The sequence below is a fragment of the Variovorax sp. S12S4 genome (genome assembly GCF_023195515.1).
Lineage (GTDB): Bacteria > Pseudomonadota > Gammaproteobacteria > Burkholderiales > Burkholderiaceae_C > Variovorax.
Genome location: NZ_JALPKR020000002.1, coordinates 1,432,697 through 1,456,917, shown reverse-complemented (window position 1 = coordinate 1,456,917; position 24,221 = coordinate 1,432,697). Strand labels below are relative to the sequence as shown.

Sequence of the window (24,221 nt, the reverse complement as noted above, 5' to 3'; positions counted from 1 at the left end):
ACCGTCATGAAAAAGTCGATTGCCGCTCTTCTGGTCGCTGCCTGCACCGCGTTCGCAGGTGCTGCGCTTCCCCTTCACGTCCAAGCTCAGAACCACGCTTCCGAGGCTTCGGCCGCCCTCTCGCTGCTACCGGTGGCCTCGGTGGCGGGGGCTGCATCCGCCGTCGGGGCTTCGGCTACGGCAGTGGTCGCGGTGCCTGCCGCGCTTTCGGTGGGCGGCTCGGTGCTCACCGTGGTGGCGGTCGAGGCTTCGGCCGACGGTACCGTCTACGTGCTGGAGCGCGCTTCGGACGGCGCACGCGCCAGCGTCAAGGTCATGGGCCGCGCCGCCAACGGCGTATCCGCCTCGGTCGGCACGGGCGTGCTTGTCAGCGTGATCGGCACCGGCATCGTGCTGTCCGCCGCGGGCGACGTGCTGGCCTTTGTGCCCAATGCCATCGGCCGCGCGCTGTTGCACAACGAGAGGCTGTCGTGAAGCGCGCACTCGTCCAGGCGCTATTTCCGGCGCTCCTGGCGCTTGCAACGGCGCTGCCGCTGCAAGCGCAGGCCGGCCGCTCCTGCGAGCAGGCCAAGCCGACGGCAGAGTTGATTGTCAAGGGCATGCAGTTGGCCGAGCGCACGTCGCAGCAGCTGGATGCAAGCGGCGCCCGCGTCGTGCTGCTGGCCCGCGCCGGACAAGACCTGAGCAAGTACGGCCTGCGCTATTCGCACCTGGGCATCGCCTACAAGACCGAGCAAGGCCCGTGGCGCGTGGTGCACAAGCTCAACCAATGCGGCACGGCCGTGGCCGCGGTGTACCGGCAGGGGCTCGGCGAGTTCTTTCTGGACGACCTCTGGCGCTATGAGGCGGCCTGGGTGGTGCCCACGCCGCAGGTGCAGGCCCAGCTGCTGGCCGCACTGCAAGAGCCGCCGCCCCGCATCGTGCGGCTGAACGTGGCGCCCTACAGCATCGTGAGCTACGTGTGGGGGCAGAAGTACCAGCAATCGAACCAGTGGGCCGTCGAGACGCTGGCCGCGGCCATGGAGCCGGCCACCATCGGCAGCCGCGGGCAGGCGCAGGCGTGGATGCAGTTCAAGGGCTACGAACCGACGACACTGCGGCTCGGCCCGCTCACTCGTCTGGGCGGCCGAGTGGGGTCGGCCAATGTGGCCTTCGACGATCACCCGAACGACAAGCGGTTCTCGGACCGCATCGAAACGGTCACGGTCGATTCGGTGTTTGCATGGCTGCCGCGCGCGGGGCTCGGCGCGGCGCCGGTGGCTTTCAAGCTGTAGTTGCAACGGGAGCGTGCGCGCTTCAGAAGAAAAAAAGAGGAAAAAGACAAATGAGCAAGTCATTGCGTCTGTCCGAGAAGTGGTTTCGCCGCGGCCTGTGGCTGGTGGCCCTGGTGTTCGCGAGTTTCCTGATCGGGCTCGGCGGTACTGTGGTGGGCGATCTGCCGCGGGTCGAGCGGGCGCTCGAACTCGACGACTTCATCGACCGCGCCGCGGCAGCGCCGCTGCGCGAGACCATCAAGGCAGCGGAAAAGACCGAACTGGCCGCGTCGCGGGAGCTCGAGCAGATCAGCCTGCAGCTCAGTGCCGCGCAGCAGGCGAGCGCCAACGCCCGCGAGACCTTCGGCAATTGGATTGCCACGCGGCGCGCCACCGCGCAGCCCGACCAGGACACGGAGCTCATCGCGCGCACCAAGGCGCTCGACGCGCTCAAGAACAAGGAAGACGCCGTGCAGCGCAAGGTGGATGCGCAGCACCAGATCGTGGTCGATGCGCGGCAGGGCGAGCAGCGTGCGCGCGAATCGCTGGCGGTGCTGGAGCGCGACGCACAGGACAAGCTGGACGCCGAGTACCGCCGCGTCGAATTGCGCGTGTTCGGCTACCGGCTTGCGCTCACGCTGCCGCTGCTGGCGGTGGCAGGCTGGCTGTTCGTGAAGAAGCGCAAGGGCACTTATTGGCCCTTTGTCTGGGGCTTCATCTTCTTTGCGCTGTTCGCTTTCTTCGTCGAGCTGGTGCCCTACATGCCGAGCTACGGCGGCTACGTGCGCTACGTGGTGGGCATACTGGTCACGGTGCTCGTGGGGCGCTACGCCATCGTCGCGCTGAACCGCTACCTTGCCCGCCAGAAGCTGGCCGAGCAGCAGCCCGACCAGGTGCGGCGCGAAGAGCTCAGCTACGACACCGCGCTCACGCGGCTCGGCAAGAACGTGTGCCCCGGCTGCGAGCGGCCGGTGGACCTGAAGAACAACGAGATCGACTTCTGCCCGCATTGCGGCATCGGCTTGTTCGACCACTGCGGCCAGTGCGACACCCGCAAGAGCGCGTTCTCGAAGTTCTGCCACGCCTGCGGCACGTCCGCTGCGCCGCAGGTGCCGCTCGCATCGGCCGCGGAGTCTGCGGATTCGTTCACATCCGGCGCGGCGGTTCGGCCCGCCGTGTAGCGGGGGCGCCGCAGGGCCGTGCTACAACGTCCGGCGGCGACACAACTGTTGCCGCAAGTTTTCAGTTCTCAACATTGACGGAGCACACGCATGAGCATTTTCGGCAGCATTCTTTCCAAGATTTTCCCGTCCGCGAACGCCGCCACCGCCCCTGCTGCTCCGGCAGCACCGGCGCCCGCCGGCGCACCCGCTGCGGCGGCACCGCCGGCGGCCATCACCGTGGTCGACGTCGAGGCACTGCTCGACGGCATGCCCGGCGCAAGCAGCCTGAACTGGCGCACTTCCATCGTCGACCTGATGAAGCTGCTGGGCCTGGACAGCAGCCTCGACGCGCGCAAGCAGCTCGCGGCCGAGCTCAGCTACGGCGCGGACACCAGCGACAGCGCGAAGATGAACATCTGGCTGCACCGCCAGGTCATGACCAAGCTGGCTGCCAACGGCGGCAAGGTGCCGGCCGAACTGCGCGACTGAGCATCGTCGTCAACCCAGCAAAAAGCCCGGCATGCCGGGCTTTTGCGTTGAAAAATCAGCAACAGGGCTTAGGTCCACCCGGCGTCCACCACGAAATCCTGCGCGGTGCACATCCTTGAGTCGTCGGCGGCCAGGAACAGGGCCATGGCGGCAATGTCTTCGGCCATCACGCGGCCTGGCAGGCACTGCGCGGCATCGATCTCGGCGCCGGACTCGGGCTTGACCCACAGCTTGATCTGCCGCTCGGTCATGACCCAGCCCGGCACGATCGAATTGACGCGAATGTTCTCCTTGCCCAGGTCTCGCGCCAGCGACCGCGTGAGCCCGCGCGCGGCCGCCTTGCAGGCCTGGTACACGGGGTAGCCCCGGCCCTTGATCATCCAGCTGATCGAGCCGAAGTTGATGATCGAGCCGCCGCTCAGCGCGCGCATGTCGTCCGCAACCGCCTGCGCGGCGAAGAACTGGTGCTTGAAGTTGACGGCCACGAGCCGATCGAAATCTTCGCTGGTCACGTCGGCCATTTCATGGCGGCGGTCGTTGGCCGCGTTGTTCAGCAAAACGCCGATGGGGCCGAACTGTGCGCGCACCGCGGCAATGGCGGCGCTGAGGGCCGCGGTGTCGGTTACGTCGCATTCGCAGAACAGCACCGGGTTGCCGTCCTGGAGCTGGCCCGCGAGCGCACGGCCCGCCGCAGCATCGAGGTCGCAGAAGCCGACCTTCGCGCCTTGGTTGTGGAAGGCCCGCACCAGCGCTTCGCCGATGCCGGTGGCGCCGCCGGAGATGAACACGGTGCGGCCGGCCAGCGAGGGGTAGCGGGCGGTGTATGCGGTAGGTGGTGATGAAGAAGCGGTGGTCATGGCGTTTAGCGTAGCGGATGTACGTCTGCAGGCGAACCCGGTTTAGTCCTGCGTACCTCCGGTGTACGTGGCGTATGGCTTCCGGCATGTGGGCAGCGGGCGCCTGCGTGGGTAGGCTTGTCGCCCATGAACAATTCCTACCGCCGCCGCGCGCTGAGCGGCCTTTCCGCCCTGGCGCTTCTGCCCTTGGCAGCCGCCGTGCGGCCCGCCCGCGCCCAAGCGCCGGCGCCGATCCAGCTCTTCAAGCTGGTCTCGCCGAAAGACGAGATCATCGTCGGGGTGGAGGCGGCGCAGCTCGGCACCGGGGCCGGCCCCGGCGTGCAGCGCCTGGCCGAGCTGCTGGCGGCCAAGGGGCAGCTCACGCTTTGGCAATACGCATCGCAGAAAGATGCCGCAGGTGCGCTGGTGCAGGCGCCGCTGCGCCAGGTGGCCGTCTTCAAGAACGACCTGCTGCGCATCGAGCCGTACGCCACGCCGCTTGCCGTCAAGGCGCCCGCCGCTGCAAAGTAGAGCGAGCCGGTTCGACCGGGCCCGGTGCGGCGGCTACACGCCGCGCGCGCGGTCGGCCTTGAAGCGCGCCCTGAAAGCCGTGAAAGTGCCCGCCTCGAGCGATGCGCGGATTTCGCGCATCAGGTTCAGGTAGTAGTGCAGGTTGTGGATGGTGGTGAGCATCGGCCCCAGCATCTCGGCGCAGCGGTCCAGGTGGTGCAGGTAGGCGCGGCTGAAGCCCTCGCGTCCGCCGTCGTTCCAGCTCACGCCCGAGGTGCCCGCACAGGCATGGCAGGTGCAGCTCGGGTCGATGGGCTGCGGGTCGTTCTTGTGGCGCGCATTGCGCATCTTCAGGTCGCCGAAGCGCGTGAACAGCGTGCCGTTGCGCGCATTGCGGGTCGGCATCACGCAGTCGAACATGTCGACGCCGTCGGCCACGCCCTGCACCAGGTCCTCGGGCGTGCCCACGCCCATCAGGTAGCGCGGCTTGTCGGCCGGCAGCCGGTGCGGCGTGTGGCCCATGATGTGCAGCATCTCTTCCTTGGGCTCGCCCACGCTCACGCCGCCGATGGCGTAGCCCGGAAAATCCATGTCCACCAGCGCGGCGAGCGATTCTTCTCGCAGGTTCTCGAACATGCCGCCCTGCACGATGCCGAAGAGTGCGTTCGGGTTGTCGAGCCGTGCGAATTCATGCTGGCAGCGCCTGGCCCAGCGCAGGCTCAGCTCCATCGAGATGCGCGCCTCGGCTTCGGTGGTGATGTGGCCCTTGGTATCGTAGGGCGTGCACTCGTCGAACTGCATCACGATGTCGCTGTTGAGAATGGTCTGGATCTGCATCGAGACCTCGGGGGTGAGGAACAGCTTGTCGCCATTGACGGGCGATGCGAACTTGACGCCCTCTTCGCTGATCTTGCGCATTGCGCCAAGCGACCAGACCTGGAAGCCGCCCGAGTCGGTGAGGATGGGCTTGTTCCATTTTTCGAACTGGTGCAGCCCGCCGAAGCTCGCCATCACGTCCAGCCCGGGGCGCATCCACAGGTGGAAGGTGTTGCCCAGGATGATCTGCGCGCCCATCTCTTCGAGGCTGCGCGGCATCACGCCCTTGACGGTGCCGTAGGTGCCCACGGGCATGAAGATCGGCGTTTGCACCACGCCGTGGTTGAGCGTGAGCGTGGCCCGGCGCGCATGGCTGTCGGGGTCGGTCTTGAGAAGTTCGAACTTCAGGCGCGGCAGGGACGTGGTGTCGGTCATTTCTGGGTGGCGGCGCCGGCGTCCGGCAGCAGCATCAGGATGGTACGGTTGAAGTCTTCGACCGCGAGCAGGCGGCCCTGCCGGTCGACGGTGATGCCGGTGGGGCGGCCCATGGGTCGCATGCCGGGCTTGGGATTCCAGCCGGCGAGCCATTCGATCGGCTTGCCCGACGGCAGGCCCCGCGCATCGAGCTTGTAGCCCACCACGCGGTGGCCGGGCGCCTGGTGGCCGCGCCACGCCACCAGCAGCTGGCCGGCGAAGCGGCTGCCGGCGGGCCCGACGATCATCTGCAGCGGCGCCACGTGCGCGGGCCAGAGCATCAGCGGGGCTTCGGTGGCCTTGCAGTCGTGCCGGTTCTCGTAGCCGCGCGCGGGCCGGCGGTTGCCGACGCAGTAGGGCCAGCCGTAGTCGCGCCCGGCCTGAAGCCGGTTCAACTCTTCGGGGGGCTGGCCCACGTCTTCGTAGTCGATGGAGTTCTCGCCCTGCAGCACGGTGCCCTTGGCCGGGCCGTCCGGCAGCACCGTCAATGCGACCGAGTTGCGCAGCCCCGTGGCAAAGGGCTTGAAGCTCTGCAGCTTGTAATCTGGCCCGGAGAGCACGGCTTCGTACACCGCGGCGCGCGGCTTCGGTCCGGCCAAGTCGGGGCAGGGCAGCGGGTATTGCTTCGACGACGTATCGCGGCAGGCATCGGAATCGGAGCCGACGTTCACGTAGAGGCGCCCGCCGGGTCCGAACGCCAGTTCCTTGAGCGGATGCGTGCCGTCGACCGGCAGCCCGTCGATCACCGTTTCGCGCTGCAGTGCGCCGCCGGGCGAAGGAATAGCCGTGCGCCAGACCGTCCCTGATTCGCCGATGTAGATCTTGCCGTCAGGTCCGGCGACGAGCCCCAGGGGCCGGTCGAGCTGCTCGGCCAGAACGCTGAAGCGCGCGCGCCGCGGTGCCGGACCGTCGGTGGGCAGCACCATCTCGAGCAGGCGGCCGCGGCGCGGTTCCCACGATCCCATGTCGACCACCCAGTAGCGGCCGGGTGCGACCTCGAGAATGCGACGCGGCGCGCGCAGGCCCTGCGCCTCGTCGGCCAGCAGCGCGACGCAGGTGCCTGCGGGGCTGCCGATGTCGAGCCGCGCGTACTCGCCGCAGAGCCCCTGAGGCGTGTAGCCGCGCGCATGGCCGGCCGTCGGCAGCAGCATCGCGCATCCGAGTGCGGCCAGCCGAAGGTGAGAGGCTTTGATCTTCATGGGGCAGAGCGCGCCAGCAGCATGGAGTCGCCGTAGCTGAAGAAGCGGTATCGATGGGCAATGGCGTGGGCATACAGCGCCATCACACGCTCGTAGCCCGCAAAGGCCGAGACCAGCATCATCAGCGTGCTCTTCGGCAGATGGAAGTTGGTGATCAGCAGGTCGACGTGCTCGAAGGCGAAGCCCGGCGTGATGAAGATGCGCGTGTCGCCGCTCGTTTCGCCGCTCTTGGCCCACGATTCGAGCGTGCGCACGGTGGTGGTGCCGACCGCGACCACGCGGCCGCCGCGTGCCTTGCACTCGGCAATTGCGCGCTGCGTGGCTTCGGGCACCTCGTAGCGCTCGGCGTGCATCGTGTGCTCGGCGATGTTCTCGGTCTTGACCGGCTGGAAAGTGCCGGCGCCCACGTGGAGCGTGACGTTGGCGCGCTGCACGCCGCGGGCTTCGAGTTCGTCGAGCAGCGCTTCGTCGAAATGCAGCGCTGCCGTTGGTGCGGCCACGGCGCCGGGCACGCGCGCGAACACGGTCTGGTAGCGGCTCTCGTCATCGGCCGAATCGGTGTGGGTGATGTAGGGCGGCAGCGGCACGTGGCCGCAGCGGGCCATCAGCGCGTAGGGGTCTTCGCCGGTATCGCTCTCGAAGCTGAAACGGAACAGCGCGCCGTCTTCTTCGGGCCAGCGGCCCAGCAGCGTCGCGCGAAAGCCGCCCACCATCTGCAGCGTGGTGCCCACAGGCGGCTTCTTGCTGACCTTCATGTGTGCGACGACCTCGTTGCCCTGCAGCACGCGTTCGACCAGCAGTTCGAGCTTGCCCCCGGTCGGCTTCTCGCCGAAGAGGCGTGCCTTGACCACGCGCGTGTCGTTGAAGACCAGCAGGTCGCCCGCGCGCAGCAGCGAAGGCAGGCTCTTGAAGATGCGGTCGACCGGCTCGCTGTCGGTGCCGTCGAGCAGGCGGGACGAAGTGCGTTCGGTGGCCGGGTGCTGCGCCACCAGTTCGGGGGCAGGTCGAAATCGAAATCGGAAAGCGTAAAGGCGCGCATGGTACTTGAGGGCCGGACGGGCCCGTGCCAAGGAGGCGTGGGAAGAGAAAAAGGCGGAGAGCGGCGATTGTCCCATGGCCCGGAATCACAGCACTGCTCAGGGGTTGGCCCGGGGTTGCCGAGGCAGAATCGACGCATGGTCGATTCCTCTGTCGCGCGTGTCACGCCGTCCCCTGCTCCTCCTTCCGAAGGCGAGCTCTTCAAGAAGATCCTGGGCGGTGCCTGGATGGGCCTGCACCCCGACATCCGCCGGCGCTTCGACAAGAACCCCTTGCCGGGCAAGGCGCTGCACTACCTGGGCGCGCTCAGCGAACTGCGCTGCTCGCGCTTCGGCAAGCTGCTGGGGCACCTCACGCAGCCGATGATCCAGGGCGCGCTGATCCCCTACAGCGACAGCCACTTCCCGGTCGAAATCCAGGTCTACGCCCGGCCCGGCGACCCGGCCATCTACAAGCAGCGCATCTACCGCCTGCATGGGCGCCAACCCATCCAGTTCACCAGCTTCATGCGCGAGAGTGAACGCGGCGAGGTGCTGGAGTACGTGGGCATGGGGCTGGGCATGAAGCTGGTGCTGAGCGTGGAAGCCAACGGCAGCCTGCATTTCCAGAGCGACGGCTATTTCTGGGAACTGTTCGGCTGGCGCATTCCGCTGCCGGGCCTTTTCACGCCGGGCAAGACTTTTCTGTGGCACCACAACGAGACGCCCGAGCGCTTCAACATCCGCATCGAGATTCGCCACTGCCTCATGGGCACCACCTTCACGCAGGTCGGCGTATTCGAAGAAGTGACGCAGCCGCAGGCGGGCGGTGGCCGCATGATCGACACGCACCTGCTGGCCCTGCAGCTCATGGCGGTGCAGGGCGCGCTGGGCGCTTTCGACACGCTCTACCACCACGAAGGCACAGAAGCCCTGCCGCGCCGCGGCACGGCGGGGCGCGAACTGGCGATCCACGCCACGCGCTCGTCCATTTATTGCGTGCTGTTCCTCGGGCTGTCGGCGTGGGCCTGGCACGGCGCGTGGGCGTGGGTGTTGCTCGCGGTGTTCGGCGTCGAGATCGTGCTCACGCTGTGGGACTTCGTGGTCGAAGACGGCAGCCGCCTGCTGCCGCCGACCGAACGCGTGACGCACACGGTGCTGGCCATCAACGCCGGCGCGTTCATCGTATTGCTGGCGATGAGCGCGGTCGGCTGGGCCGCGCAATCGACCGCGATGGTCTGGCAGCCGCACGGCTGGCTCAGCGCCTTCCTCGCGCTGTGCGGCGTGGGCGTCGGCATCTCGGGCCTGCGCGACGGCTTTGCGGCGCGCGCGCTGTTCAAACAGCAGAAGCAGGCGCAGGCGCGCGACGCCCAGGCACGGGTGCACTTCGGCACGAAGCCGCGGCAGGTGCTGGTGACGGGCGGCACCGGCTTCATCGGCCAGATCCTCGTGCGGCACCTGCTGGCCGATGGCCACGCGGTAACGGTGTGGACGCGCAACGCGCGCGCCGCCGCCTGGGGCTTCGGCGGCGCAGTGCGCTGCGTGGAGGCGCTCGACCAGATTCCTGCGGCGGACGCCATCGATGTCATCGTCAACCTTGCGGGCGCGCGCATCCTAGGCCAGCGCTGGAGCGCGCGGCGCCAGCAGCAGCTGCTGCAAAGCCGCGAAGGGCTGACGCAGCAACTCGTCGCATGGATTGCGGCGCGCCCGCGCAAGCCGTGGCTGCTGCTCTCGGGCTCCGCCATCGGCTACTACGGCGTGCAGCCGCAGGGCGAGACCACCGAACTCACCGAAGACGCGCCGCCGCAAGGCATCTTCATGTCGACGCTGTGCCAGCGCTGGGAACAGGCGGCGCATGCGGCCGTGCCGCACGGCGTTCGCGTGGCCTGCCTGCGCTTCGGATTCGTGCTGGGCCACCAGGGCTCGCTGCCGCAGTTGCTGATGCCGGTGCAGCTCGGCATGGGCGGGCGCCTGGGCAGCGGGCGGCAGTGGCTCTCGTGGGTGCATGTGCACGACCTGATTCGTGCCATCGCACACGTGTGGACCGCGACCGAATCTTCCTCCGGGCCCGTCGCCGCGCAGGCCTTCAACGTCACCGCGCCGGGCACACTGGGCCAGGAGGCCTTCACCCGTGTCGCGGCCGGTGTGTTGCATCGCCCCTGCTGGATGCCCACGCCCGCCGCGCCCGTGAAGTGGTTGCTCGGCGAGCAGGCCGACCTGCTGCTCGAAGGCCAGCGCGTAGTGCCGGCGCAGCTGCTGCGCACCGGCTTCCAGTTCATGTTTCCCGATGCCCGCAGCGCCTTGACGGACCTTTGCCGTCCACGCTAGAAGCCTTGCCCGTGCCCGCAAAGAAAGAACCGACTCCCCCGCCGCGCCGGCGCAACCGCCCGGCGCCGGCCTGAGCGCCGTGCAGCGCGCACTGCGCAAGCTCGGCCTGGTGCGCGACATCGACTTCGCGCTCTACCTGCCGATGCGCTATGAGGACGAGACCCGCATCGTGCGGCTGGCCGACACGCGCGACGGCGACATGGCGCAGGTCGAAGGCGTGGTGACGGAGTGCGAGGTGGTGTTTCGTCCACGTCGGCAGTTGATTGCCACCATCGACGACGGCAGCGACACCTGCCAGCTGCGCTTTTTCAATTTCTATCCTTCGCAGCAGAAGCAGCTCGCGGTCGGTGCGCGCGTGCGCGTGCGGGGCGAGATGCGCGGCGGCTTCGTCGGGCGGCAGATCATGCATCCGACCGTCAAGGCGGCCGGCACTTCGCTGCCCGAGGCACTCACGCCCGTGTATTCGACCGTGGCCGGACTCCCGCAGCCCGTGCTCCGGCGCGAGGTGCGTTCGGGCCTGGCGCGTGCGGTGCTCGACGAGACGATTCCGGTGCAGATCGGCCTGCGAGGCGCCTGGGACCTGCGCAGTTCGCTGACCTTTCTGCACTACCCCACGCCCGACGTGGCCATGGCCACGCTCGAGGACCACAGCCACCCCGCCTGGCAGCGCATCAAGGCGGAGGAGTTGTTGGCGCAGCAGCTCTCGCAACTGCAGGCGCGGCTGGAGCGGGCGGCGCAGCGCGCACCGGCGCTGCCCTCTTCGACTGAGCCGGAGCCGAGCTCGCTGCATGCGCAATTGCTTGCGGTGCTGCCCTTCGGCCTGACCGGCGCGCAGCAACGCGTGGGCGAAGAAATCACGCGCGACCTGGGCCGCGAGATTCCGATGCACCGCTTGCTGCAGGGCGACGTAGGCTCGGGCAAGACCGTGGTGGCGGCGCTTGCCGCGGCGCGGGCCATCGATGCGGGGTTTCAGTGCGCGTTGATGGCGCCGACAGAAATCCTTGCCGCCCAGCACTTCGGCAAGCTGGTGGGCTGGCTCGATCCGCTGCTGGCCGAGCGGGGCTTGCGCGTGGCGTGGCTCACGGGCAGCCAGAAGAAGAAGGAGCGCGACGCCATGTCGGCCGCGGTGGAAAGCGGCGAGGCAGCCCTGGTGATCGGCACGCATGCCGTCATTTCGGAAAAGGTACGCTTCAAGAACCTGGCGCTCGCGATCATCGACGAGCAGCACCGCTTCGGCGTGGCCCAGCGGCTCGCGCTGCGCGGCAAGGCAGTCGGGCACCTCGAACCCCACTTGCTGATGATGAGCGCCACGCCCATCCCGCGCACGCTGGCGATGAGCTACTACGCGGACTTGGATGTCTCCACGCTCGACGAGCTGCCGCCGGGCCGAACGCCCATCGTCACCAAGCTGGTGGCCGACCACCGGCGCGACGAGGTGATCGATCGCATCCAGGCGCAGGTCGAACAGGGGCGGCAGGTGTACTGGGTGTGTCCGCTCATCGAGGAGAGCGAGGCCGTCGACCTGCGCAACGCGACCGAGACGCGCGACGAACTGGCCGACGCATTGGGCCCCGCGGTCAACGTCGGGCTGCTGCATTCGCGCATGCCCACCGCCGAGAAGCAGGCCGTGATGGCGGCTTTCACGGCCAACGAAATCCAGGTACTGGTCAGCACCACGGTGATCGAGGTGGGGGTGGACGTGCCGAACGCCTCCTTGATGGTGATCGAGCACGCCGAGCGCTTCGGCCTCTCTCAGCTGCACCAGCTGCGCGGCCGTGTGGGACGCGGCGCCGCGGCATCGGCCTGCGTGCTGCTCTATGCGCCGGGCGACAGCGGGCGCGTCGGCGAGGCGGCGCGGGCCCGGCTCAAGGCCATGGCCGAAACCAGCGACGGCTTCGAAATCGCACGCCGCGACCTCGAGATTCGCGGCCCCGGCGAGTTTCTGGGCGCACGCCAGTCGGGCGCGCCGTTGTTGCGCTTTGCCGACCTGACCACCGATGTGATGCTGCTCGACTGGGCGCGCGAACTCGCGCCCGTCATGCTTGAAAAGCACCCGGACCTGGCGCAGCGGCATATCGACCGCTGGCTCGGCACCAAGGCCGAGTACCTGAAGGCATAGGTCTCCTTACCCGAAAGGCGACCCCAGACAGCGCCCGGTCACACACCCTTGCGCATAATTGACGCAAGCTATGACTCTCACAGAACTCAAATACATCGTCGCAGTAGCCCGCGAACGGCACTTCGGCAAGGCGGCAGAGGCCTGCTACGTCTCCCAACCGACGCTGTCGGTGGCCATCAAGAAGCTCGAGGACGAGCTCGAGGTCAAGCTCTTCGAGCGCAGCGCGGGCGAAGTGACCGTCACGCCGCTGGGCGAGCAGATCGTGCAGCAGGCGCAAAGCGTGCTCGACCAGGCCGCCAGCATCAAGGAAATTGCCAAGCGCGGAAAAGACCCGCTGGCCGGGCCCCTGAACCTGGGCGTGATCTACACCATCGGCCCATACCTGCTGCCCGATCTGGTGCGCCAGGTGATTTCGCGCACGCCGCAGATGCCGCTGGTGCTGCAAGAGAATTTCACCGCCAAGCTCCTCGAAATGCTGCGCGCGGGCGAGATCGACTGCGCGATCATGGCCGAGCCTTTTCCCGATACGGGCCTGGCCATGGCGCCGCTCTACGACGAGCCGTTCATGGCGGCGCTGCCCGTGAAGCACAAGTTCGCGGACCGGGAATCGGTGACCTCCGACGAGCTGCAGAACGAAACCATGCTGCTGCTGGGCACCGGCCATTGCTTTCGGGATCATGTGCTGGAGGTGTGCCCCGAGTTCGCCCGCTTTTCGAGCAATGCGGAGGGCATCCGGAAAAGCTTCGAGGGCTCGTCGCTCGAAACCATCAAGCACATGGTGGCGTCGGGCATGGGCGTGACGCTGGTGCCGCGCCTCTCGGTGCCCGCCGAGGCGCTCAAGCCCAAGGTCAAGGGCCGCAGGGAGCCCGAGCAGATGGTGCGCTACCTGCCGGTGCGCGACGCGCAGGACCGCGACCCGCCCACGCGGCGCGTGGTGCTGGCCTGGCGCCGCACCTTCACGCGCTACGAGGCGATTGCCGCGTTGCGCAATGCCATTTATGCGTGCGAGCTGCCGGGCGTCAAGCGCCTGTCATAAGGCTGCCGCAAGAGAGGCAAACTCGCGAACTTGGCCTACGTGGAGGCCATTCGAATTCATTCATCGCTGGGATAGAGTGACGCTGTTGCGAAGCCGCGGGCCGGCTTTCAGAATAACGGTGTCCCTAAAACTTGAAGAAAGAGTTTCACGCCATGGCAAAAGATTCGAAGAAAGCGTCGTCGTCCTCTTCATCGGGCAAGGTGCCCAAGAAGGGTGATGCCCTGGTGGCCCAGGAGTCGGGCAGCCGCAATGCGCCGATCATCAACATCGGCATCGAGCGCCAGGACCGTGCCGCCATTGCCGAGGGCCTGAGCCGCGTGCTGGCCGACACCTACACGCTCTATCTCACCACGCACAACTTTCACTGGAACGTGACGGGGCCGCACTTCAACTCGCTGCACGCCATGTTCATGACGCAGTACACCGAGCTCTGGGGTGCGACCGACATCATTGCCGAGCGCATTCGCGCGCTGGGCCACTATGCGCCGGGCTCCTATGCGGAGTTCAGCAAGATCGCCACCGTGCCCGATGTGCCGCAGACCCCGCCCAAGGCAATGGAGATGGTGCGCATCCTGGTGAAGGGCCACGAAACCGTGTCGCGTATCGCGCGCGAGTTCATCCCGGTGGCGGAAGAGGCCGGCGACGACCCGACGGCCGACATGCTGACCGCGCGCTGCACGGTGCACGACCAGACCGCATGGATGCTGCGTTCGCTGCTCGAAGACTGAGCGGGCACGCAAACCCGAACCCCCGAGAGCGGCACAATGGCCGCTCTTTTGTTGCCTGCCGCATGCTCGCCCGCCGTTTTGCGCTTTATCTCGACCTGATTCGCTGGAACCGTCCCGCCGGTTGGCTGCTGCTGCTCTGGCCCACGCTCGGTGCCCTCTGGTTTGCGGCCGAGGGATGGCCGGGCTGGCACCTGCTGGCCGTGTTCGTGCTGGGCACCATCCTGATGCGCAGCGCGGGCTGCTGCGTCAACGACGTGGCCGATCGCGATTTCGACCGCCATGTGAAGCGAACCGCGCAGCGGCCGGTCACCAGCGGGGCGGTCTCGGTCAGGGAGGCGCTGGTGCTGGGCGCGGTGCTGGCGCTGCTGGCCTTTGCGCTGGTGCTCACGACCAATCGGGTGACGGTGCTGTGGTCGTTCGCGGCGCTGGCCATCACGCTGGTCTATCCGTTTGCCAAGCGCTTCGTCTCGGTTCCCCAGGCGGTGCTCGGCATTGCCTTCAGCTTCGGTATTCCGATGGCATTTGCGGCGGTGCAGTCCACCGTGCCGGTGTTCGCCGCCTGGCTGCTCGCCGGCAACCTGTTCTGGGTGCTGGCCTACGACACCGAATACGCCATGGTCGACCGCGACGACGACCTCAAGATCGGCATGAAGACCTCGGCCATCACTTTTGGACGCTTCGACGTGGCCGCGGTCATGGCGAGCTACGGCCTGTTCCTGGCGGTCTGGGCCTGGGCCGGTGCCAGCCGGGGGCTGGGCGGGGTGGTTTTTGCAGCCATTGCCATTGCCGCGGCGCAGGCGGGCTGTCACTGGCGGCTGATTCGCGACCGCACCCGCGACGGCTGCTTCAAGGCCTTCCGGCTGAACCACTGGCTGGGTTTCACCGTGTTCGCCGGCATCGCGGCCGGCTACGCCATTCGCTAGACAGACAGGACGCACCATGCTCGATCACCTGACGCAGAAGATCGGCCAGGAAGGCCTGTCCGGATGGCACCTCATCACGCAGGAGATGGTCGACCGGTATGCGGCACTGTCGGGCGACGGAGAGGGCGAATGGATCCACCTCGACCCGGAGCGCGCCGCACGCGAGGCGAACTACGGCGGAACGATCGTCCCGGGCTTCTTCCAGGTGTCGCACCTGATCCGGCTGACCGGCGAGGCCATGCGGACGTTGCTGCCCTTCGATGCGAACCACGCGTTGAACTATGGATTCGACCGGTTGCGCTTTGTCAGGCCGATGCCGGTGGGTGCGCGCTTCCGGGCGCGGGTGCGCATTCTCGAAGTGACGCCCAAGCCTGGCGACAGCTTCCTGCTGAAGGAGGAGGTGCTGCTCGAACTCGAGGACGGCACCGTCACGCTCGCGGCCGAGTGGCTGGTCTTCCTCGGGCCGCGCGCATTGCCGGCCTGACGAGGTTCAGGCGCGGCCGAATTCCTCGCCCAGTTCAGCGGCGCGCTGCTGGGCCGCGCGAATGGCGGTCTTGAACTTCGCCTTGACGTCGGCGCCCTCGAGCGATGTGAGGGCCGCATAGGTGGTTCCACCCTTCGACGTCACGCGCTCGCGCAGCACCGAGGGCGGCTCGGTTGCGCTGTGCGCGAGCGCCGAGGCGCCGGTGAAGGTGCCGACCGCCAGCCGCAGGGCCTGGTCGGACGAAAGGCCCATTTCGACGCCGGCCTCGGCCATCGCCTCGATGAAATAGAACACATAGGCCGGGCCCGAGCCGGACATGGCCGTGACCGCGTCCAGCGCGGCCTCGTCGTCGACCCAGAGCAGCTCGCCGGTGGGCGCCAGCAATTGCGCGACCAGTGCGCGGTCGGCAGCGTCCACGCCGGGCCGCGCGTAGAGACCGGTCATGCCCTGGCCGACCAGCGCCGGCGTATTGGGCATGGCGCGCACCAAGCGCTCGCTGCCGAGCCAGCGCGCGATGCTGCCCGACGGAATGCCCGCCGCGACGCTCAGGTGCAGTGCGTCTTCAGCAAAGGCGCGCACCGGGCGGGCGGCTTCCGCAAAGGTCTGCGGCTTGACCGCCCACACCACCACGGCGCAGCGCGAGAGGGGCCTCGCTCGCCTCGGCCTGCGCGGTGATGCCGAAGGACTGCGCCAGCTTCTGGCGGGCTTCTTCGAAGGGTTCGACCACCTCGAAAGCGTCGGCGGGCGTGCCCTGCTTGATGAGGCCGCCGATGATGGCGCTGGCCATGTTGCCGCCGCCGATGAAGGCCACGGGAGGAAGCGGGGCCGGCGCGGTGCGGGGCAGGAAAGTGACTGCGATGGTCATGGTCGGTCGGTGTATTCGAATGCCGCGAACTGGGTTGTCTGCAGCGGGTTGAAATTGTCGTCGCTCACCACGACCAGCATGCGCTTGCCGTCCGGCAATGCCGGGCCCCAACAAAGGCCTTCGGTGTTGTCCAGGCGCGAAAGGCCGAGCGAGGCGAAGTCGGCGACCAGCGTTTTTGGCGCCGGCCGGTGGTTGCCTGTGGCGAGCACGTCGGTATTCAGCACATCGGTCGCGTCGCGGGTTTCGATCTCATAGAGGCGCAGCGAGTTTCCGGCGCCAGTGGCGTAGGCGCGCTCGAGCACCAGCATCCGCTTGTTGTCGAGCATCAGGATCTCGCTGATGCCGTTGTCCGCATGGCCGCCGGGGAGGAGCGGCCGCAGCGGAATCGGGTCGGGAACATAGGCGATCTGGCGAACGGCCCGACCGGTTTCCAGGTCGACCTGGGTCAGCCGGCAAGGGCCCCCGGCCGCTTGGGTGGTGGGAACCGGGCCGTCCTGGATCAGGGCGTTCTCCATCGCGAGCCAGGCATGGCGGCCGTCCGGCGTCACTGCGAGGCCTTCAAAACCCAGGTTGTCGCGCGGACCGCGTTGCCGGGCCGGATCGGGGCTGAACATGGCGGGCAGCGCGAATTCACGCAGCAGGCGGCCATCGCGTGCCGATTCATAGAGAGCGGGCCCGAATCCGCGCAGCACGTCCCCTTCGCTCACCCAGAGCAGGGTGCCGGCCCCTGGCCGCAGGCGCAGCGATTCGGGGTCTGCCACAGGGGTGCCCGGCTCGGCGCGGCGCCGGTCGGGCCAAGGGCCGCCGCCGGGTCGTTGCAGCTGAACCACATCTCGCGGGGCGGGTGCCTCGGTCCAGGGCGCGGGCCAGGAGGCGATATAGAAACGTGCCGGACTCAAGTCAGATCGATCATCGCTGAGTAGCAAGTACTCGCTTCTTTCTGCGTTGTAGTCCACGCCGGAAAGGCCGCCCGCCGTCGTGCCCTGTATATTCAGCCGGTGCGGCCAGTGGGCCTCCACGATGCGACGCAGTCGTCCCGCCCCTGGCAGCGGCACCGCCGGACTCCCGCAGCCCCACAGTCCCGAGCCTGCCAAAGCGGCGGCGCCGCCGGCCAGCAGCAGCCGGCGACGCGCGGGTGAAGGGACTTCCTGGAGGGCTGGAATAACGGTGCGCACGCCGCCAAGTCTAGTTCCAGCGCATTTCCGGGCCAGAAGGCAGTTGACAGCCTTTTGCCTGCGTGCCACAATCGCTGGCTTCGCTTCAAAAAGGCGAAGCTTTCAGCCCAAAGCGGAAGTGCCTCGAGTGGTTCGAGGTGCAGACGACGGGCCCAAGACTGACCGCAGCGTCTCCCTCCTGGAGGCGCATCGGTACAAGTTGGGAACTACTAGCAATGATCCAAACTGAATCCCGGCTCGAAGTGGCCGACAACACAGGCGCGAAGTCCGTCCTGTGTATCAAGGTGCTCGGTGGCTCCAAGCGGCGTTATGCCAGCGTGGGCGACGTCATCAAGGTCAGCATCAAGGAAGCCGCTCCGCGTGGTCGCGTCAAGAAGGGCGAGATCTACAGCGCAGTGGTGGTCCGCACCGCCAAGGGCATCCGTCGCGCCGACGGCTCCCTCGTCAAATTCGATGGCAACGCAGCTGTGTTGCTCAACGCCAAGCTGGAGCCGATCGGCACCCGCATCTTCGGACCGGTGACGCGCGAGCTGCGCACCGAAAAGTTCATGAAGATCGTGTCGCTGGCCCCCGAAGTTCTGTAAGGACAACAACGCCATGAACAAGATTCGCAAAGGCGACCAGGTCATCGTGTTGGCCGGGCGCGACAAAGGCAAGCGCGGCGTCGTGTCGCTGCGCAAGGATGATTCGCACCTCGTCGTCGAGGGCGTGAACATCGTCAAGAAGCACGCCAAGCCGAACCCCCTCAAGGGTACGACCGGCGGCATCGTCGAGAAGACCATGCCCATCCACCAATCCAACGTGGCGATCTTCAATGCCGCGACCGGCAAGGCCGATCGCGTGGGCATCAAGATCACCCAGGGTGCTGACGGCAAGCGCGTGGCTGTTCGCGTCTTCAAGTCCAGCGGCGACGAAATCAAGTTCGCCTAAGAGGTACTCACATGGCACGTCTCCAACAACACTATCGCGAAAAGATCGCGAAAGACCTGACGGAAAAGTTCGGCTACAAGTCGCCGATGCAGGTCCCCCGCCTCACCAAGATCACCCTGAACATGGGTGTGGGTGAAGCTGTCGCCGACAAGAAGGTTCTCGACAACGCTGTCGCCGACCTCACCAAGATCGCCGGCCAGAAGCCCGTGGTCACCAAGTCGAAGAAGGCTATCGCCGGTTTCAAGATCCGCGAAAACCAGCCCATCGGCTGCATGGTCACGCTGCGCGGCGTGCAGATGTATGAGTTCCTGGACCGTTTCGTGACCATCGCGCTGCCGCGTGTTCGCGACTTCCGCGGCATCTCCGGCCGTGCGTTCGACGGCCGTGGCAACTACAACATCGGCGTCAAGGAACAGATCATTTTCCCCGAGATCGAATACGACAAGGTCGATGCCCTGCGCGGTCTCAATATCAGCATCACGACGACGGCCAAGACCGACGAAGAAGCCAAGGCGCTTCTCGCTGGTTTCCGTTTCCCGTTCAAGAACTGAGGTGATCTGTGGCTAAAGCATCTTTGATCCAGCGCGAACTCAAGCGCGACAAGCTGGTCGCCAAGTACGCTGCGAAGCACGCGGAACTGAAGGCAATTTCCAACGACGTGAAGAAGAGCGACGAAGAGCGCGCTGCTGCCCGCCTGGGCCTGCAAAAGCTCCCGCGCAACGCGAACCCCACGCGTCAGCGCAACCGCTGCGAAATCACCGGTCGCCCCCGTGGCACCTTCCGTCAATTCGGTCTGGCCCGCGCCAAGATCCGCGAACTGGCTTTCAATGGCGACATCCCCGGTGTCACCAAGGCCAGCTGGTAAGCCAGGCAGGAGCAAACAACATGAGCATGAGTGATCCCATTGCCGACCTGCTGACGCGTATCCGTAACGCGCAGATGGTGGCGAAGCCCACTGTGTCGGTCCCGTCTTCCAAGGTGAAGATCGCGATCTCGCAGGTCCTGAAGGACGAGGGCTATATCGACGGTTTCCAGGTCAAGACCGAAGACGGCAAGTCCGAACTCGTCATTACCCTGAAGTACTACGCTGGCCGTCCGGTCATCGAGCGCATCGAGCGCGTGAGCCGCCCCGGCCTGCGCGTTTACAAGGCCAGTGCTTCCATTCCGCAAGTCCAGAACGGCCTCGGTGTTGCGATCGTCACGACCCCCAAGGGCGTGATGACCGACCGCAAGGCGCGCGCTACCGGTGTCGGTGGCGAAGTGCTGTGCTACGTCGCCTAACCGAGACATCGAGGAGTAACTGAAATGTCCCGAGTAGGAAAAATGCCGATCACCATCCCCGCAGGCGTGGATGTGTCGATCAAGGAAGACCAGATCAGCGTCAAGGGTACGGGCGGCACGCTCAACCTCGCACGCAACGCGCTGGTCAAGATCGTCAGCAATGACGGCAAGCTGAACTTCGAACCCGCCAACGAATCGCGTGAAGCGAACGCAATGAGCGGCACGATCCGTCAGCTGGTGAACAACATGGTGGTTGGCGTGACCAAGGGCTTCGAGAAGAAGCTCAACCTGGTCGGCGTCGGCTACAAGGCCGCAGCGTCCAACAACAAGTTGAACCTGCAAGTCGGTTATTCGCACCCGGTCAACATCGACATGCCGCAAGGCATCACGGTGGCCACCGCGACCCCGACCGAAATCGTGATCAAGGGTGCTGACCGTCAGCGCGTTGGTCAAATCGCCGCTGAGATCCGCGCTGTTCGTCCGCCTGAGCCTTACAAGGGCAAGGGCATCCGTTATTCGGACGAGAAGATCGTGATCAAAGAGACCAAGAAGAAGTAAGGGGCAGCAAAATGATGTTGACCAAAAAAGCACAGCGTCTTCGCCGCTCGCGCCAGACCCGCATCCGCATCGCGACGCAGGGCGTGGCTCGCCTGACGGTGAACCGCACCAACCTGCACATCTATGCCACCGTCATCTCCGACGACGGCACCAAGGTGATCGCCACCGCATCGACGGCCGAAGCCGAAGTGCGCGCTGCACTTGGCGGCTCGGGCAAGGGTGGCAATGCCGCCGCTGCAACGGCCATCGGCAAGCGCATCGCTGAAAAGGCGAAGGCTGCCGGCGTCGAGAAGGTCGCTTTCGACCGCGCAGGTTTCGCGTACCACGGCCGCGTCAAGGCGCTCGCCGAGGCGGCCCGCGAAGCCGGTCTGCAGTTCTAACCGGACACGAGATTCAAAATGGCAAAGATTCAAGCAAGAACGCAGAACGAAGGCCCTGAAGACGGTTTGCGCGAGAAGATGATCGCGATCAACCGCGTCACCAAGGTGGTGAAGGGTGGTCGTATCCTCGGTTTCGCAGCACTCACCGTCGTGGGCGACGGCGAAGGCCGCGTCGGCATGGGCAAGGGCAAGTCGAAGGAGGTGCCTGCCGCCGTGCAAAAGGCGATGGAAGAAGCCCGTCGCAACCTGGCCAAGATCTCGATCAAGAACGGCACGCTGCACCACCGCGTGACGGGTCATCACGGCGCCGCTTCGGTCGTCATGATCCCCGCCCCGAAGGGTACCGGCATCATCGCCGGCGGCCCGATGCGCGCCGTGTTCGAAGTCATGGGCATCACCGACATCGTGGCCAAGAGCCATGGTTCGTCGAACCCCTACAACATGGTTCGCGCCACGCTCGACGGGTTGAAGAACTCGACGACCGCGTCCGAAGTGGCTGCCAAGCGCGGCCTGACCGTCGAAGAAATCTTCGCCTGAGCGCAAGCTCTCGCAAGGCTGAAGGAAACATTCAAATGACGACGCAACAACAAACCCTCAAGGTGCAATTGGTCAAGAGCCCGATTGGCACCAAGGAATCGCATCGCGCGACCGTGCGTGGCCTCGGCCTGCGCAAGCTCAACAGCGTGAGCGAGCTGCAAGACACCCCGGCGGTGCGCGGCATGATCAACAAGATCAGTTATCTGGTCAAAGTTCTATAAGAGAGACTGATATGGAACTCAATGGCATCAAGCCGGCAGCCGGCGCCAAGCACGCCAAGCGCCGTGTTGGCCGCGGTATCGGCTCCGGTATCGGCAAGACCGCAGGTCGCGGTCACAAGGGTCAGAAGTCGCGCGCAGGCGGTTTCCACAAGGTTGGCTTCGAAGGCGGTCAAATGCCGCTGCAGCGTCGCCTGCCGAAGCGTGGCTTCAAGTCGCACCTGCTGAAGTTCAACGCCGAAGTCACGCTGACTGCCCTCGAGCAGCTCGGCCTGGCCGAAGTGGACATCCTGGCGCTCAAGCAAGCCGGCCTCGTGGGCCAGCTCGCCAAGGTCGTCAAGGTCGTCAAGACCGGTGAACTCACCAAGGCCGTCAAGCTGACGGGCGTGGGCGCAACCGCTGGTGCCAAGGCTGCAATCGAAGCAGCCGGCGGCAGCATCGCCTGATCACACTGGACTGAAAGAAGTTCTTCGTGGCAACTAACGCGGCAACGATCGCAAAAACAGGCAAGTTCGGCGACCTCCGCCGCCGGCTCGTCTTTTTGCTGCTCGCGCTCGTGGTCTATCGGATCGGCGCGCACATTCCTGTGCCGGGCATCAACCCGGACCAGCTGGCTGCGTTGTTCCAGGGCCAGCAAGGCGGCATTCTGAGCCTGTTCAACATGTTCTCGGGCGGGGCGCTGTCGCGCTTCACCGTGTTCGCGTTGGGGATCATGCCGTACATCTCGGCGTCGATCATCATGCAGTTGATGACCTACGTGGTTCCTACCTTCGAGCAATTGAAGAAGGAAGGCGAGGCTGGCCGTCGCAAGATCACGCAGTACACGCGCTACGGTGCACTCGGCCTGGCCTTGTTCCAGTCGTTCAGCATCGCGGTGGCGCTCGAGTCGTCGGCCGGTCTGGTGAACTCCCCCGGTTTCGGCTTCCGCCTGACCGCGATGGTGAGCCTGACGGCGGGTTCGATGTTCCTGATGTGGCTCGGCGAGCAGATCACCGAGCGCGGCCTGGGCAACGGCATCTCGATCCTGATCTTTGCAGGTATCGCGGCCGGTCTGCCGAGCGCCATTGGCGGCCTTGCGTCGCTGGTGACGACCGGTGCGATGAATCCGATCATCGCGCTCTTCATCATCGCGATCGTGGTGCTGGTCACCTACTTCGTGGTGTTCGTCGAACGCGGCCAGCGCAAGATCCTCGTGAACTATGCGCGGCGTCAGGTCGGCAACAAGGTCTATGGCGGCCAGTCGTCGCACCTGCCCTTGAAGCTGAACATGGCCGGTGTGATTCCGCCGATCTTCGCCTCGTCGATCATCCTGCTGCCCGCAACGGTGGTCGGCTGGTTCAGCACCGGTGAAGGCGGTTTCCGCTGGATCAAGGACATTGCCAGCGCACTGCGCCCGGGCGAGCCGATCTACGTGCTGCTGTACGCTGCCGCGATCGTTTTCTTCTGCTTCTTCTACACGGCACTCGTGTTCAACAGCAAGGAAACGGCCGACAACCTGAAGAAGAGTGGTGCTTTCATTCCTGGCATTCGCCCGGGTGACCAGACCGCTCGCTATATCGACAAGATTCTGGTTCGCCTGACGTTGGCCGGCGCGGTGTACATCACCTTCGTCTGCCTGCTGCCCGAGTTCCTGATCCTGAAGTACAACGTACCGTTCTACTTCGGTGGTACCTCCCTGCTGATCATCGTGGTCGTCACGATGGACTTCATGGCCCAGGTGCAAAACTACATGATGTCCCAGCAGTACGAATCGCTGCTGAAGAAGGCCAACTTCAAGACATCGTAGGGCCGTGAGTTTCAGTATTGAGAATTTGGGTGTGGGCGGTGTACCGCCACGTTAAACAGTTTTAGGAGAATGAAATGAGAGTTTCGGCTTCGGTCAAAACCATCTGCCGTAATTGCAAGGTCATCCGCCGTAAAGGTGTGGTGCGTGTGATTTGCACCGACCCGCGCCACAAGCAGCGCCAGGGTTGATTGAAGAGTATTAGAGGACGCACATGGCACGTATTGCTGGCATCAACATTCCGCCGCACAAGCACGCTGAAATCGGCCTGACCGCCATCTTCGGCATCGGTCGCACGCGCGCCCGTCAAATCTGCGAAGCGAGCGGCATCGAATATTCGAAGAAGATCAAGGACCTGACTGACGCCGATCTCGAAAAGATCCGCGACCAGATCGCCTTGTTCACCATCGAAGGCGATCTGCGTCGCGAGACGACGATGAACATCAAGCGTTTGATGGACATCGGCTGCTATCGCGGCTTCCGTCACCGTCGCGGCCTGCCGATGCGCGGCCAGCGCACGCGCACCAATGCCCGCACCCGCAAGGGTCCGCGCAAGGCTGCGCAGTCCCTGAAGAAATAAGGATAGACCAGCATGGCTAAAGCACCTGCAAACAACGCCGCACAGCGCGTTCGCAAGAAGGTTCGCAAGAACGTTGCGGACGGTATCGCCCACGTGCATGCCTCGTTCAACAACACCATCATCACGATCACCGATCGCCAGGGCAACGCCCTGTCGTGGGCTTCGTCGGGTGGCCAGGGCTTCAAGGGCTCGCGCAAGTCGACGCCGTTCGCTGCGCAGGTGGCTTCCGAAGTGGCCGGCCGTGCTGCTGTCGAACAAGGTATCAAGAACCTCGACGTCGAGATCAAGGGCCCCGGCCCCGGTCGCGAATCGTCGGTGCGCGCACTGGCTGCGCTCGGCATCCGGATCAATTCCATTGCCGACGTGACGCCCGTTCCGCACAACGGCTGCCGTCCCCAGAAGCGTCGCCGCATCTGATCGTCAGTCCGCAAGGCGCAGCCGGCTCTTGAGCGGCTGCGCATTTGTTTTTTAACTAAGCCCACCGCCATCCGCGTTTTCGCCGATGGCTCCCGCAGGCAACTGCGGCAGATGACACAAAGG

The 24,221-nt window shown here is 65.8% G+C and carries 29 protein-coding genes and 2 pseudogenes; 25 read left to right on the top strand and 6 right to left on the bottom strand.

Annotation, left to right across the window (positions count from 1 at the left end; genetic code table 11):
• Positions 1-6 precede the first annotated feature (6 nt).
• From M0765_RS07515 to M0765_RS07500, 4 genes are all read left to right on the top strand, one after another.
• A complete protein-coding gene (locus M0765_RS07515; protein ID WP_258502877.1) occupies positions 7-474 on the top strand; it encodes a hypothetical protein in 468 nt (155 codons plus the stop codon).
• Complete coding sequence (locus tag M0765_RS07510; protein WP_258502875.1) at positions 471-1,274, top strand: DUF2145 domain-containing protein; 804 nt, start codon at positions 471-473, stop codon at positions 1,272-1,274. Before M0765_RS07515 ends, M0765_RS07510 begins: the two co-directional genes overlap by 4 nt.
• A 50-nt stretch (positions 1,275-1,324) precedes the next feature.
• Positions 1,325-2,434 carry a zinc ribbon domain-containing protein gene (locus M0765_RS07505; protein WP_258502874.1) on the top strand — a complete coding sequence of 370 codons (1,110 nt, stop codon included), beginning with the start codon at positions 1,325-1,327 and terminating at the stop codon, positions 2,432-2,434.
• A gap of 90 nt (positions 2,435-2,524) precedes the next feature.
• Complete coding sequence (locus M0765_RS07500; RefSeq protein ID WP_258502872.1) at positions 2,525-2,905, top strand: DUF3597 domain-containing protein; 381 nt, start codon at positions 2,525-2,527, stop codon at positions 2,903-2,905.
• 68 nt (positions 2,906-2,973) lie between these two features.
• Here the strand turns inward: M0765_RS07500 and M0765_RS07495 are convergent, their stop codons facing one another.
• Entirely contained in the window at positions 2,974-3,762 is a 789-nt protein-coding gene (locus tag M0765_RS07495; protein ID WP_258502871.1) for an SDR family NAD(P)-dependent oxidoreductase, read from the bottom strand.
• Between the two features lie 126 nt (positions 3,763-3,888).
• On the opposite strand from M0765_RS07495, the gene M0765_RS07490 reads away from it, so the two are divergent.
• Positions 3,889-4,272: a hypothetical protein gene (locus M0765_RS07490; RefSeq protein WP_258502869.1), complete on the top strand. Its 384-nt coding sequence runs from the start codon at positions 3,889-3,891 to the stop codon at positions 4,270-4,272.
• 33 nt (positions 4,273-4,305) lie between these two features.
• On the opposite strand, the gene tgt is transcribed toward M0765_RS07490, so the two are convergent.
• From tgt to queA, 3 genes and pseudogenes are all read right to left on the bottom strand, one after another.
• A complete protein-coding gene (gene tgt / locus M0765_RS07485; RefSeq protein ID WP_258502867.1) occupies positions 4,306-5,502 on the bottom strand; it encodes a tRNA guanosine(34) transglycosylase Tgt in 1,197 nt (398 codons plus the stop codon).
• Complete coding sequence (locus M0765_RS07480; RefSeq protein ID WP_258502866.1) at positions 5,499-6,740, bottom strand: PQQ-dependent sugar dehydrogenase; 1,242 nt, start codon at positions 6,738-6,740, stop codon at positions 5,499-5,501. The genes tgt and M0765_RS07480 overlap by 4 nt, the downstream gene beginning before the upstream one ends.
• Positions 6,737-7,779 (bottom strand): annotated as a pseudogene (queA, locus tag M0765_RS07475) (tRNA preQ1(34) S-adenosylmethionine ribosyltransferase-isomerase QueA). The gene M0765_RS07480 and the pseudogene queA overlap by 4 nt, the downstream one beginning before the upstream one ends.
• Before the next feature lie 136 nt (positions 7,780-7,915).
• On the opposite strand from queA, the gene M0765_RS07465 reads away from it, so the two are divergent.
• The 6 genes from M0765_RS07465 to M0765_RS07440 all read left to right on the top strand — a co-directional run bounded on the left by M0765_RS07465 (position 7,916) and on the right by M0765_RS07440 (position 15,374).
• Positions 7,916-10,084 (top strand): TIGR01777 family oxidoreductase, encoded by a 2,169-nt coding sequence (locus M0765_RS07465; protein ID WP_446751541.1) that lies wholly within the window; start codon positions 7,916-7,918, stop codon positions 10,082-10,084.
• Positions 10,085-10,154: 70 nt separating this feature from the next.
• Positions 10,155-12,203, top strand: a complete 2,049-nt coding sequence (gene recG, locus M0765_RS07460) for an ATP-dependent DNA helicase RecG (RefSeq protein ID WP_258508169.1) — start codon at positions 10,155-10,157, stop codon at positions 12,201-12,203.
• A 70-nt stretch (positions 12,204-12,273) separates the two neighbouring features.
• Positions 12,274-13,239, top strand: a complete 966-nt coding sequence (locus M0765_RS07455) for a LysR substrate-binding domain-containing protein (RefSeq protein WP_258502865.1) — start codon at positions 12,274-12,276, stop codon at positions 13,237-13,239.
• A 152-nt stretch (positions 13,240-13,391) separates the two neighbouring features.
• Positions 13,392-13,967 (top strand): Dps family protein, encoded by a 576-nt coding sequence (locus tag M0765_RS07450; protein WP_274708769.1) that lies wholly within the window; start codon positions 13,392-13,394, stop codon positions 13,965-13,967.
• Positions 13,968-14,029: 62 nt separating this feature from the next.
• Positions 14,030-14,890 carry a 4-hydroxybenzoate octaprenyltransferase gene (ubiA, locus tag M0765_RS07445; RefSeq protein WP_258502864.1) on the top strand — a complete coding sequence of 287 codons (861 nt, stop codon included), beginning with the start codon at positions 14,030-14,032 and terminating at the stop codon, positions 14,888-14,890.
• Between the two features lie 16 nt (positions 14,891-14,906).
• Positions 14,907-15,374 carry a MaoC/PaaZ C-terminal domain-containing protein gene (locus M0765_RS07440; RefSeq protein ID WP_258502863.1) on the top strand — a complete coding sequence of 156 codons (468 nt, stop codon included), beginning with the start codon at positions 14,907-14,909 and terminating at the stop codon, positions 15,372-15,374.
• 6 nt (positions 15,375-15,380) lie between these two features.
• On the opposite strand, the pseudogene proC reads toward M0765_RS07440, so the two are convergent.
• Positions 15,381-16,239, bottom strand: a pseudogene (gene proC / locus M0765_RS07435) (pyrroline-5-carboxylate reductase).
• Positions 16,236-17,414: an esterase-like activity of phytase family protein gene (locus M0765_RS07430; protein WP_258502862.1), complete on the bottom strand. Its 1,179-nt coding sequence runs from the start codon at positions 17,412-17,414 to the stop codon at positions 16,236-16,238. Before M0765_RS07430 ends, proC begins: the two are co-directional and overlap by 4 nt.
• Positions 17,415-17,629: 215 nt before the next feature.
• Here M0765_RS07430 and rplN point away from each other — a divergent pair, with 215 nt between their 5' ends.
• The 14 genes from rplN (at position 17,630) to rpsK (ending at position 24,098) form a co-directional block, all read left to right on the top strand.
• Positions 17,630-17,998, top strand: coding sequence for a 50S ribosomal protein L14 (gene rplN / locus M0765_RS07425; RefSeq protein WP_009124801.1), 369 nt, complete (start codon positions 17,630-17,632; stop codon positions 17,996-17,998).
• A gap of 13 nt (positions 17,999-18,011) precedes the next feature.
• Positions 18,012-18,344, top strand: coding sequence for a 50S ribosomal protein L24 (gene rplX, locus M0765_RS07420; RefSeq protein WP_126748524.1), 333 nt, complete (start codon positions 18,012-18,014; stop codon positions 18,342-18,344).
• 11 nt (positions 18,345-18,355) lie between these two features.
• Positions 18,356-18,895, top strand: a complete 540-nt coding sequence (gene rplE / locus M0765_RS07415; protein ID WP_013544114.1) for a 50S ribosomal protein L5 — start codon at positions 18,356-18,358, stop codon at positions 18,893-18,895.
• 8 nt (positions 18,896-18,903) lie between these two features.
• Positions 18,904-19,209 (top strand): 30S ribosomal protein S14, encoded by a 306-nt coding sequence (gene rpsN, locus M0765_RS07410; RefSeq protein WP_258502860.1) that lies wholly within the window; start codon positions 18,904-18,906, stop codon positions 19,207-19,209.
• A 20-nt stretch (positions 19,210-19,229) separates the two neighbouring features.
• A complete protein-coding gene (gene rpsH, locus M0765_RS07405; RefSeq protein WP_021012928.1) occupies positions 19,230-19,625 on the top strand; it encodes a 30S ribosomal protein S8 in 396 nt (131 codons plus the stop codon).
• 24 nt (positions 19,626-19,649) lie between these two features.
• The gene (gene rplF, locus M0765_RS07400; RefSeq protein WP_009124809.1) at positions 19,650-20,183 is read left to right on the top strand and encodes a 50S ribosomal protein L6; all 534 of its coding nucleotides are present in this window, start codon (positions 19,650-19,652) and stop codon (positions 20,181-20,183) included.
• Positions 20,184-20,197: 14 nt separating this feature from the next.
• Complete coding sequence (gene rplR, locus M0765_RS07395; RefSeq protein WP_157616839.1) at positions 20,198-20,563, top strand: 50S ribosomal protein L18; 366 nt, start codon at positions 20,198-20,200, stop codon at positions 20,561-20,563.
• A gap of 18 nt (positions 20,564-20,581) precedes the next feature.
• Positions 20,582-21,100 carry a 30S ribosomal protein S5 gene (gene rpsE, locus M0765_RS07390; RefSeq protein ID WP_042577478.1) on the top strand — a complete coding sequence of 173 codons (519 nt, stop codon included), beginning with the start codon at positions 20,582-20,584 and terminating at the stop codon, positions 21,098-21,100.
• A 35-nt stretch (positions 21,101-21,135) separates the two neighbouring features.
• Complete coding sequence (gene rpmD / locus M0765_RS07385) at positions 21,136-21,321, top strand: 50S ribosomal protein L30 (protein WP_009124818.1); 186 nt, start codon at positions 21,136-21,138, stop codon at positions 21,319-21,321.
• Positions 21,322-21,332: 11 nt separating this feature from the next.
• Positions 21,333-21,764: a 50S ribosomal protein L15 gene (gene rplO / locus M0765_RS07380; RefSeq protein WP_126748522.1), complete on the top strand. Its 432-nt coding sequence runs from the start codon at positions 21,333-21,335 to the stop codon at positions 21,762-21,764.
• A 26-nt stretch (positions 21,765-21,790) separates the two neighbouring features.
• Positions 21,791-23,104, top strand: coding sequence for a preprotein translocase subunit SecY (secY, locus tag M0765_RS07375; protein ID WP_258502853.1), 1,314 nt, complete (start codon positions 21,791-21,793; stop codon positions 23,102-23,104).
• Positions 23,105-23,178: 74 nt separating this feature from the next.
• Positions 23,179-23,292 (top strand): 50S ribosomal protein L36, encoded by a 114-nt coding sequence (gene rpmJ, locus M0765_RS07370; RefSeq protein ID WP_013544106.1) that lies wholly within the window; start codon positions 23,179-23,181, stop codon positions 23,290-23,292.
• Between the two features lie 23 nt (positions 23,293-23,315).
• Positions 23,316-23,681: a 30S ribosomal protein S13 gene (gene rpsM, locus M0765_RS07365; RefSeq protein ID WP_013544105.1), complete on the top strand. Its 366-nt coding sequence runs from the start codon at positions 23,316-23,318 to the stop codon at positions 23,679-23,681.
• A 12-nt stretch (positions 23,682-23,693) separates the two neighbouring features.
• Positions 23,694-24,098, top strand: coding sequence for a 30S ribosomal protein S11 (rpsK, locus tag M0765_RS07360; RefSeq protein ID WP_009124825.1), 405 nt, complete (start codon positions 23,694-23,696; stop codon positions 24,096-24,098).
• Positions 24,099-24,221: the final 123 nt, after the last annotated feature.

Excerpts from the sequence above, each read along its gene's own strand:
- rpmD (WP_009124818.1), top strand. The coding sequence starts at position 21,136 with ATGACGACGCAACAACAAACCCTCAAGGTGCAATTGGTCAAGAGCCCG.
- rplF (WP_009124809.1), top strand. The coding sequence starts at position 19,650 with ATGTCCCGAGTAGGAAAAATGCCGATCACCATCCCCGCAGGCGTGGAT.
- rplX (WP_126748524.1), top strand. The coding sequence starts at position 18,012 with ATGAACAAGATTCGCAAAGGCGACCAGGTCATCGTGTTGGCCGGGCGC.
- rplR (WP_157616839.1), top strand. The coding sequence starts at position 20,198 with ATGTTGACCAAAAAAGCACAGCGTCTTCGCCGCTCGCGCCAGACCCGC.
- rplN (WP_009124801.1), top strand. The coding sequence starts at position 17,630 with ATGATCCAAACTGAATCCCGGCTCGAAGTGGCCGACAACACAGGCGCG.
- ubiA (WP_258502864.1), top strand. The coding sequence starts at position 14,030 with ATGCTCGCCCGCCGTTTTGCGCTTTATCTCGACCTGATTCGCTGGAAC.
- M0765_RS07505 (WP_258502874.1), top strand. The coding sequence starts at position 1,325 with ATGAGCAAGTCATTGCGTCTGTCCGAGAAGTGGTTTCGCCGCGGCCTG.
- tgt (WP_258502867.1), bottom strand. The coding sequence starts at position 5,502 with ATGACCGACACCACGTCCCTGCCGCGCCTGAAGTTCGAACTTCTCAAG.
- M0765_RS07455 (WP_258502865.1), top strand. The coding sequence starts at position 12,274 with ATGACTCTCACAGAACTCAAATACATCGTCGCAGTAGCCCGCGAACGG.
- rpsH (WP_021012928.1), top strand. The coding sequence starts at position 19,230 with ATGAGCATGAGTGATCCCATTGCCGACCTGCTGACGCGTATCCGTAAC.
- rplO (WP_126748522.1), top strand. The coding sequence starts at position 21,333 with ATGGAACTCAATGGCATCAAGCCGGCAGCCGGCGCCAAGCACGCCAAG.
- M0765_RS07450 (WP_274708769.1), top strand. The coding sequence starts at position 13,392 with ATGGCAAAAGATTCGAAGAAAGCGTCGTCGTCCTCTTCATCGGGCAAG.
- rpsK (WP_009124825.1), top strand. The coding sequence starts at position 23,694 with ATGGCTAAAGCACCTGCAAACAACGCCGCACAGCGCGTTCGCAAGAAG.
- M0765_RS07500 (WP_258502872.1), top strand. The coding sequence starts at position 2,525 with ATGAGCATTTTCGGCAGCATTCTTTCCAAGATTTTCCCGTCCGCGAAC.
- M0765_RS07495 (WP_258502871.1), bottom strand. The coding sequence starts at position 3,762 with ATGACCACCGCTTCTTCATCACCACCTACCGCATACACCGCCCGCTAC.
- rpsM (WP_013544105.1), top strand. The coding sequence starts at position 23,316 with ATGGCACGTATTGCTGGCATCAACATTCCGCCGCACAAGCACGCTGAA.
- M0765_RS07480 (WP_258502866.1), bottom strand. The coding sequence starts at position 6,740 with ATGAAGATCAAAGCCTCTCACCTTCGGCTGGCCGCACTCGGATGCGCG.
- M0765_RS07490 (WP_258502869.1), top strand. The coding sequence starts at position 3,889 with ATGAACAATTCCTACCGCCGCCGCGCGCTGAGCGGCCTTTCCGCCCTG.
- M0765_RS07440 (WP_258502863.1), top strand. The coding sequence starts at position 14,907 with ATGCTCGATCACCTGACGCAGAAGATCGGCCAGGAAGGCCTGTCCGGA.
- rpmJ (WP_013544106.1), top strand. The coding sequence starts at position 23,179 with ATGAGAGTTTCGGCTTCGGTCAAAACCATCTGCCGTAATTGCAAGGTC.
- M0765_RS07465 (WP_446751541.1), top strand. The coding sequence starts at position 7,916 with ATGGTCGATTCCTCTGTCGCGCGTGTCACGCCGTCCCCTGCTCCTCCT.
- rplE (WP_013544114.1), top strand. The coding sequence starts at position 18,356 with ATGGCACGTCTCCAACAACACTATCGCGAAAAGATCGCGAAAGACCTG.
- rpsE (WP_042577478.1), top strand. The coding sequence starts at position 20,582 with ATGGCAAAGATTCAAGCAAGAACGCAGAACGAAGGCCCTGAAGACGGT.
- M0765_RS07515 (WP_258502877.1), top strand. The coding sequence starts at position 7 with ATGAAAAAGTCGATTGCCGCTCTTCTGGTCGCTGCCTGCACCGCGTTC.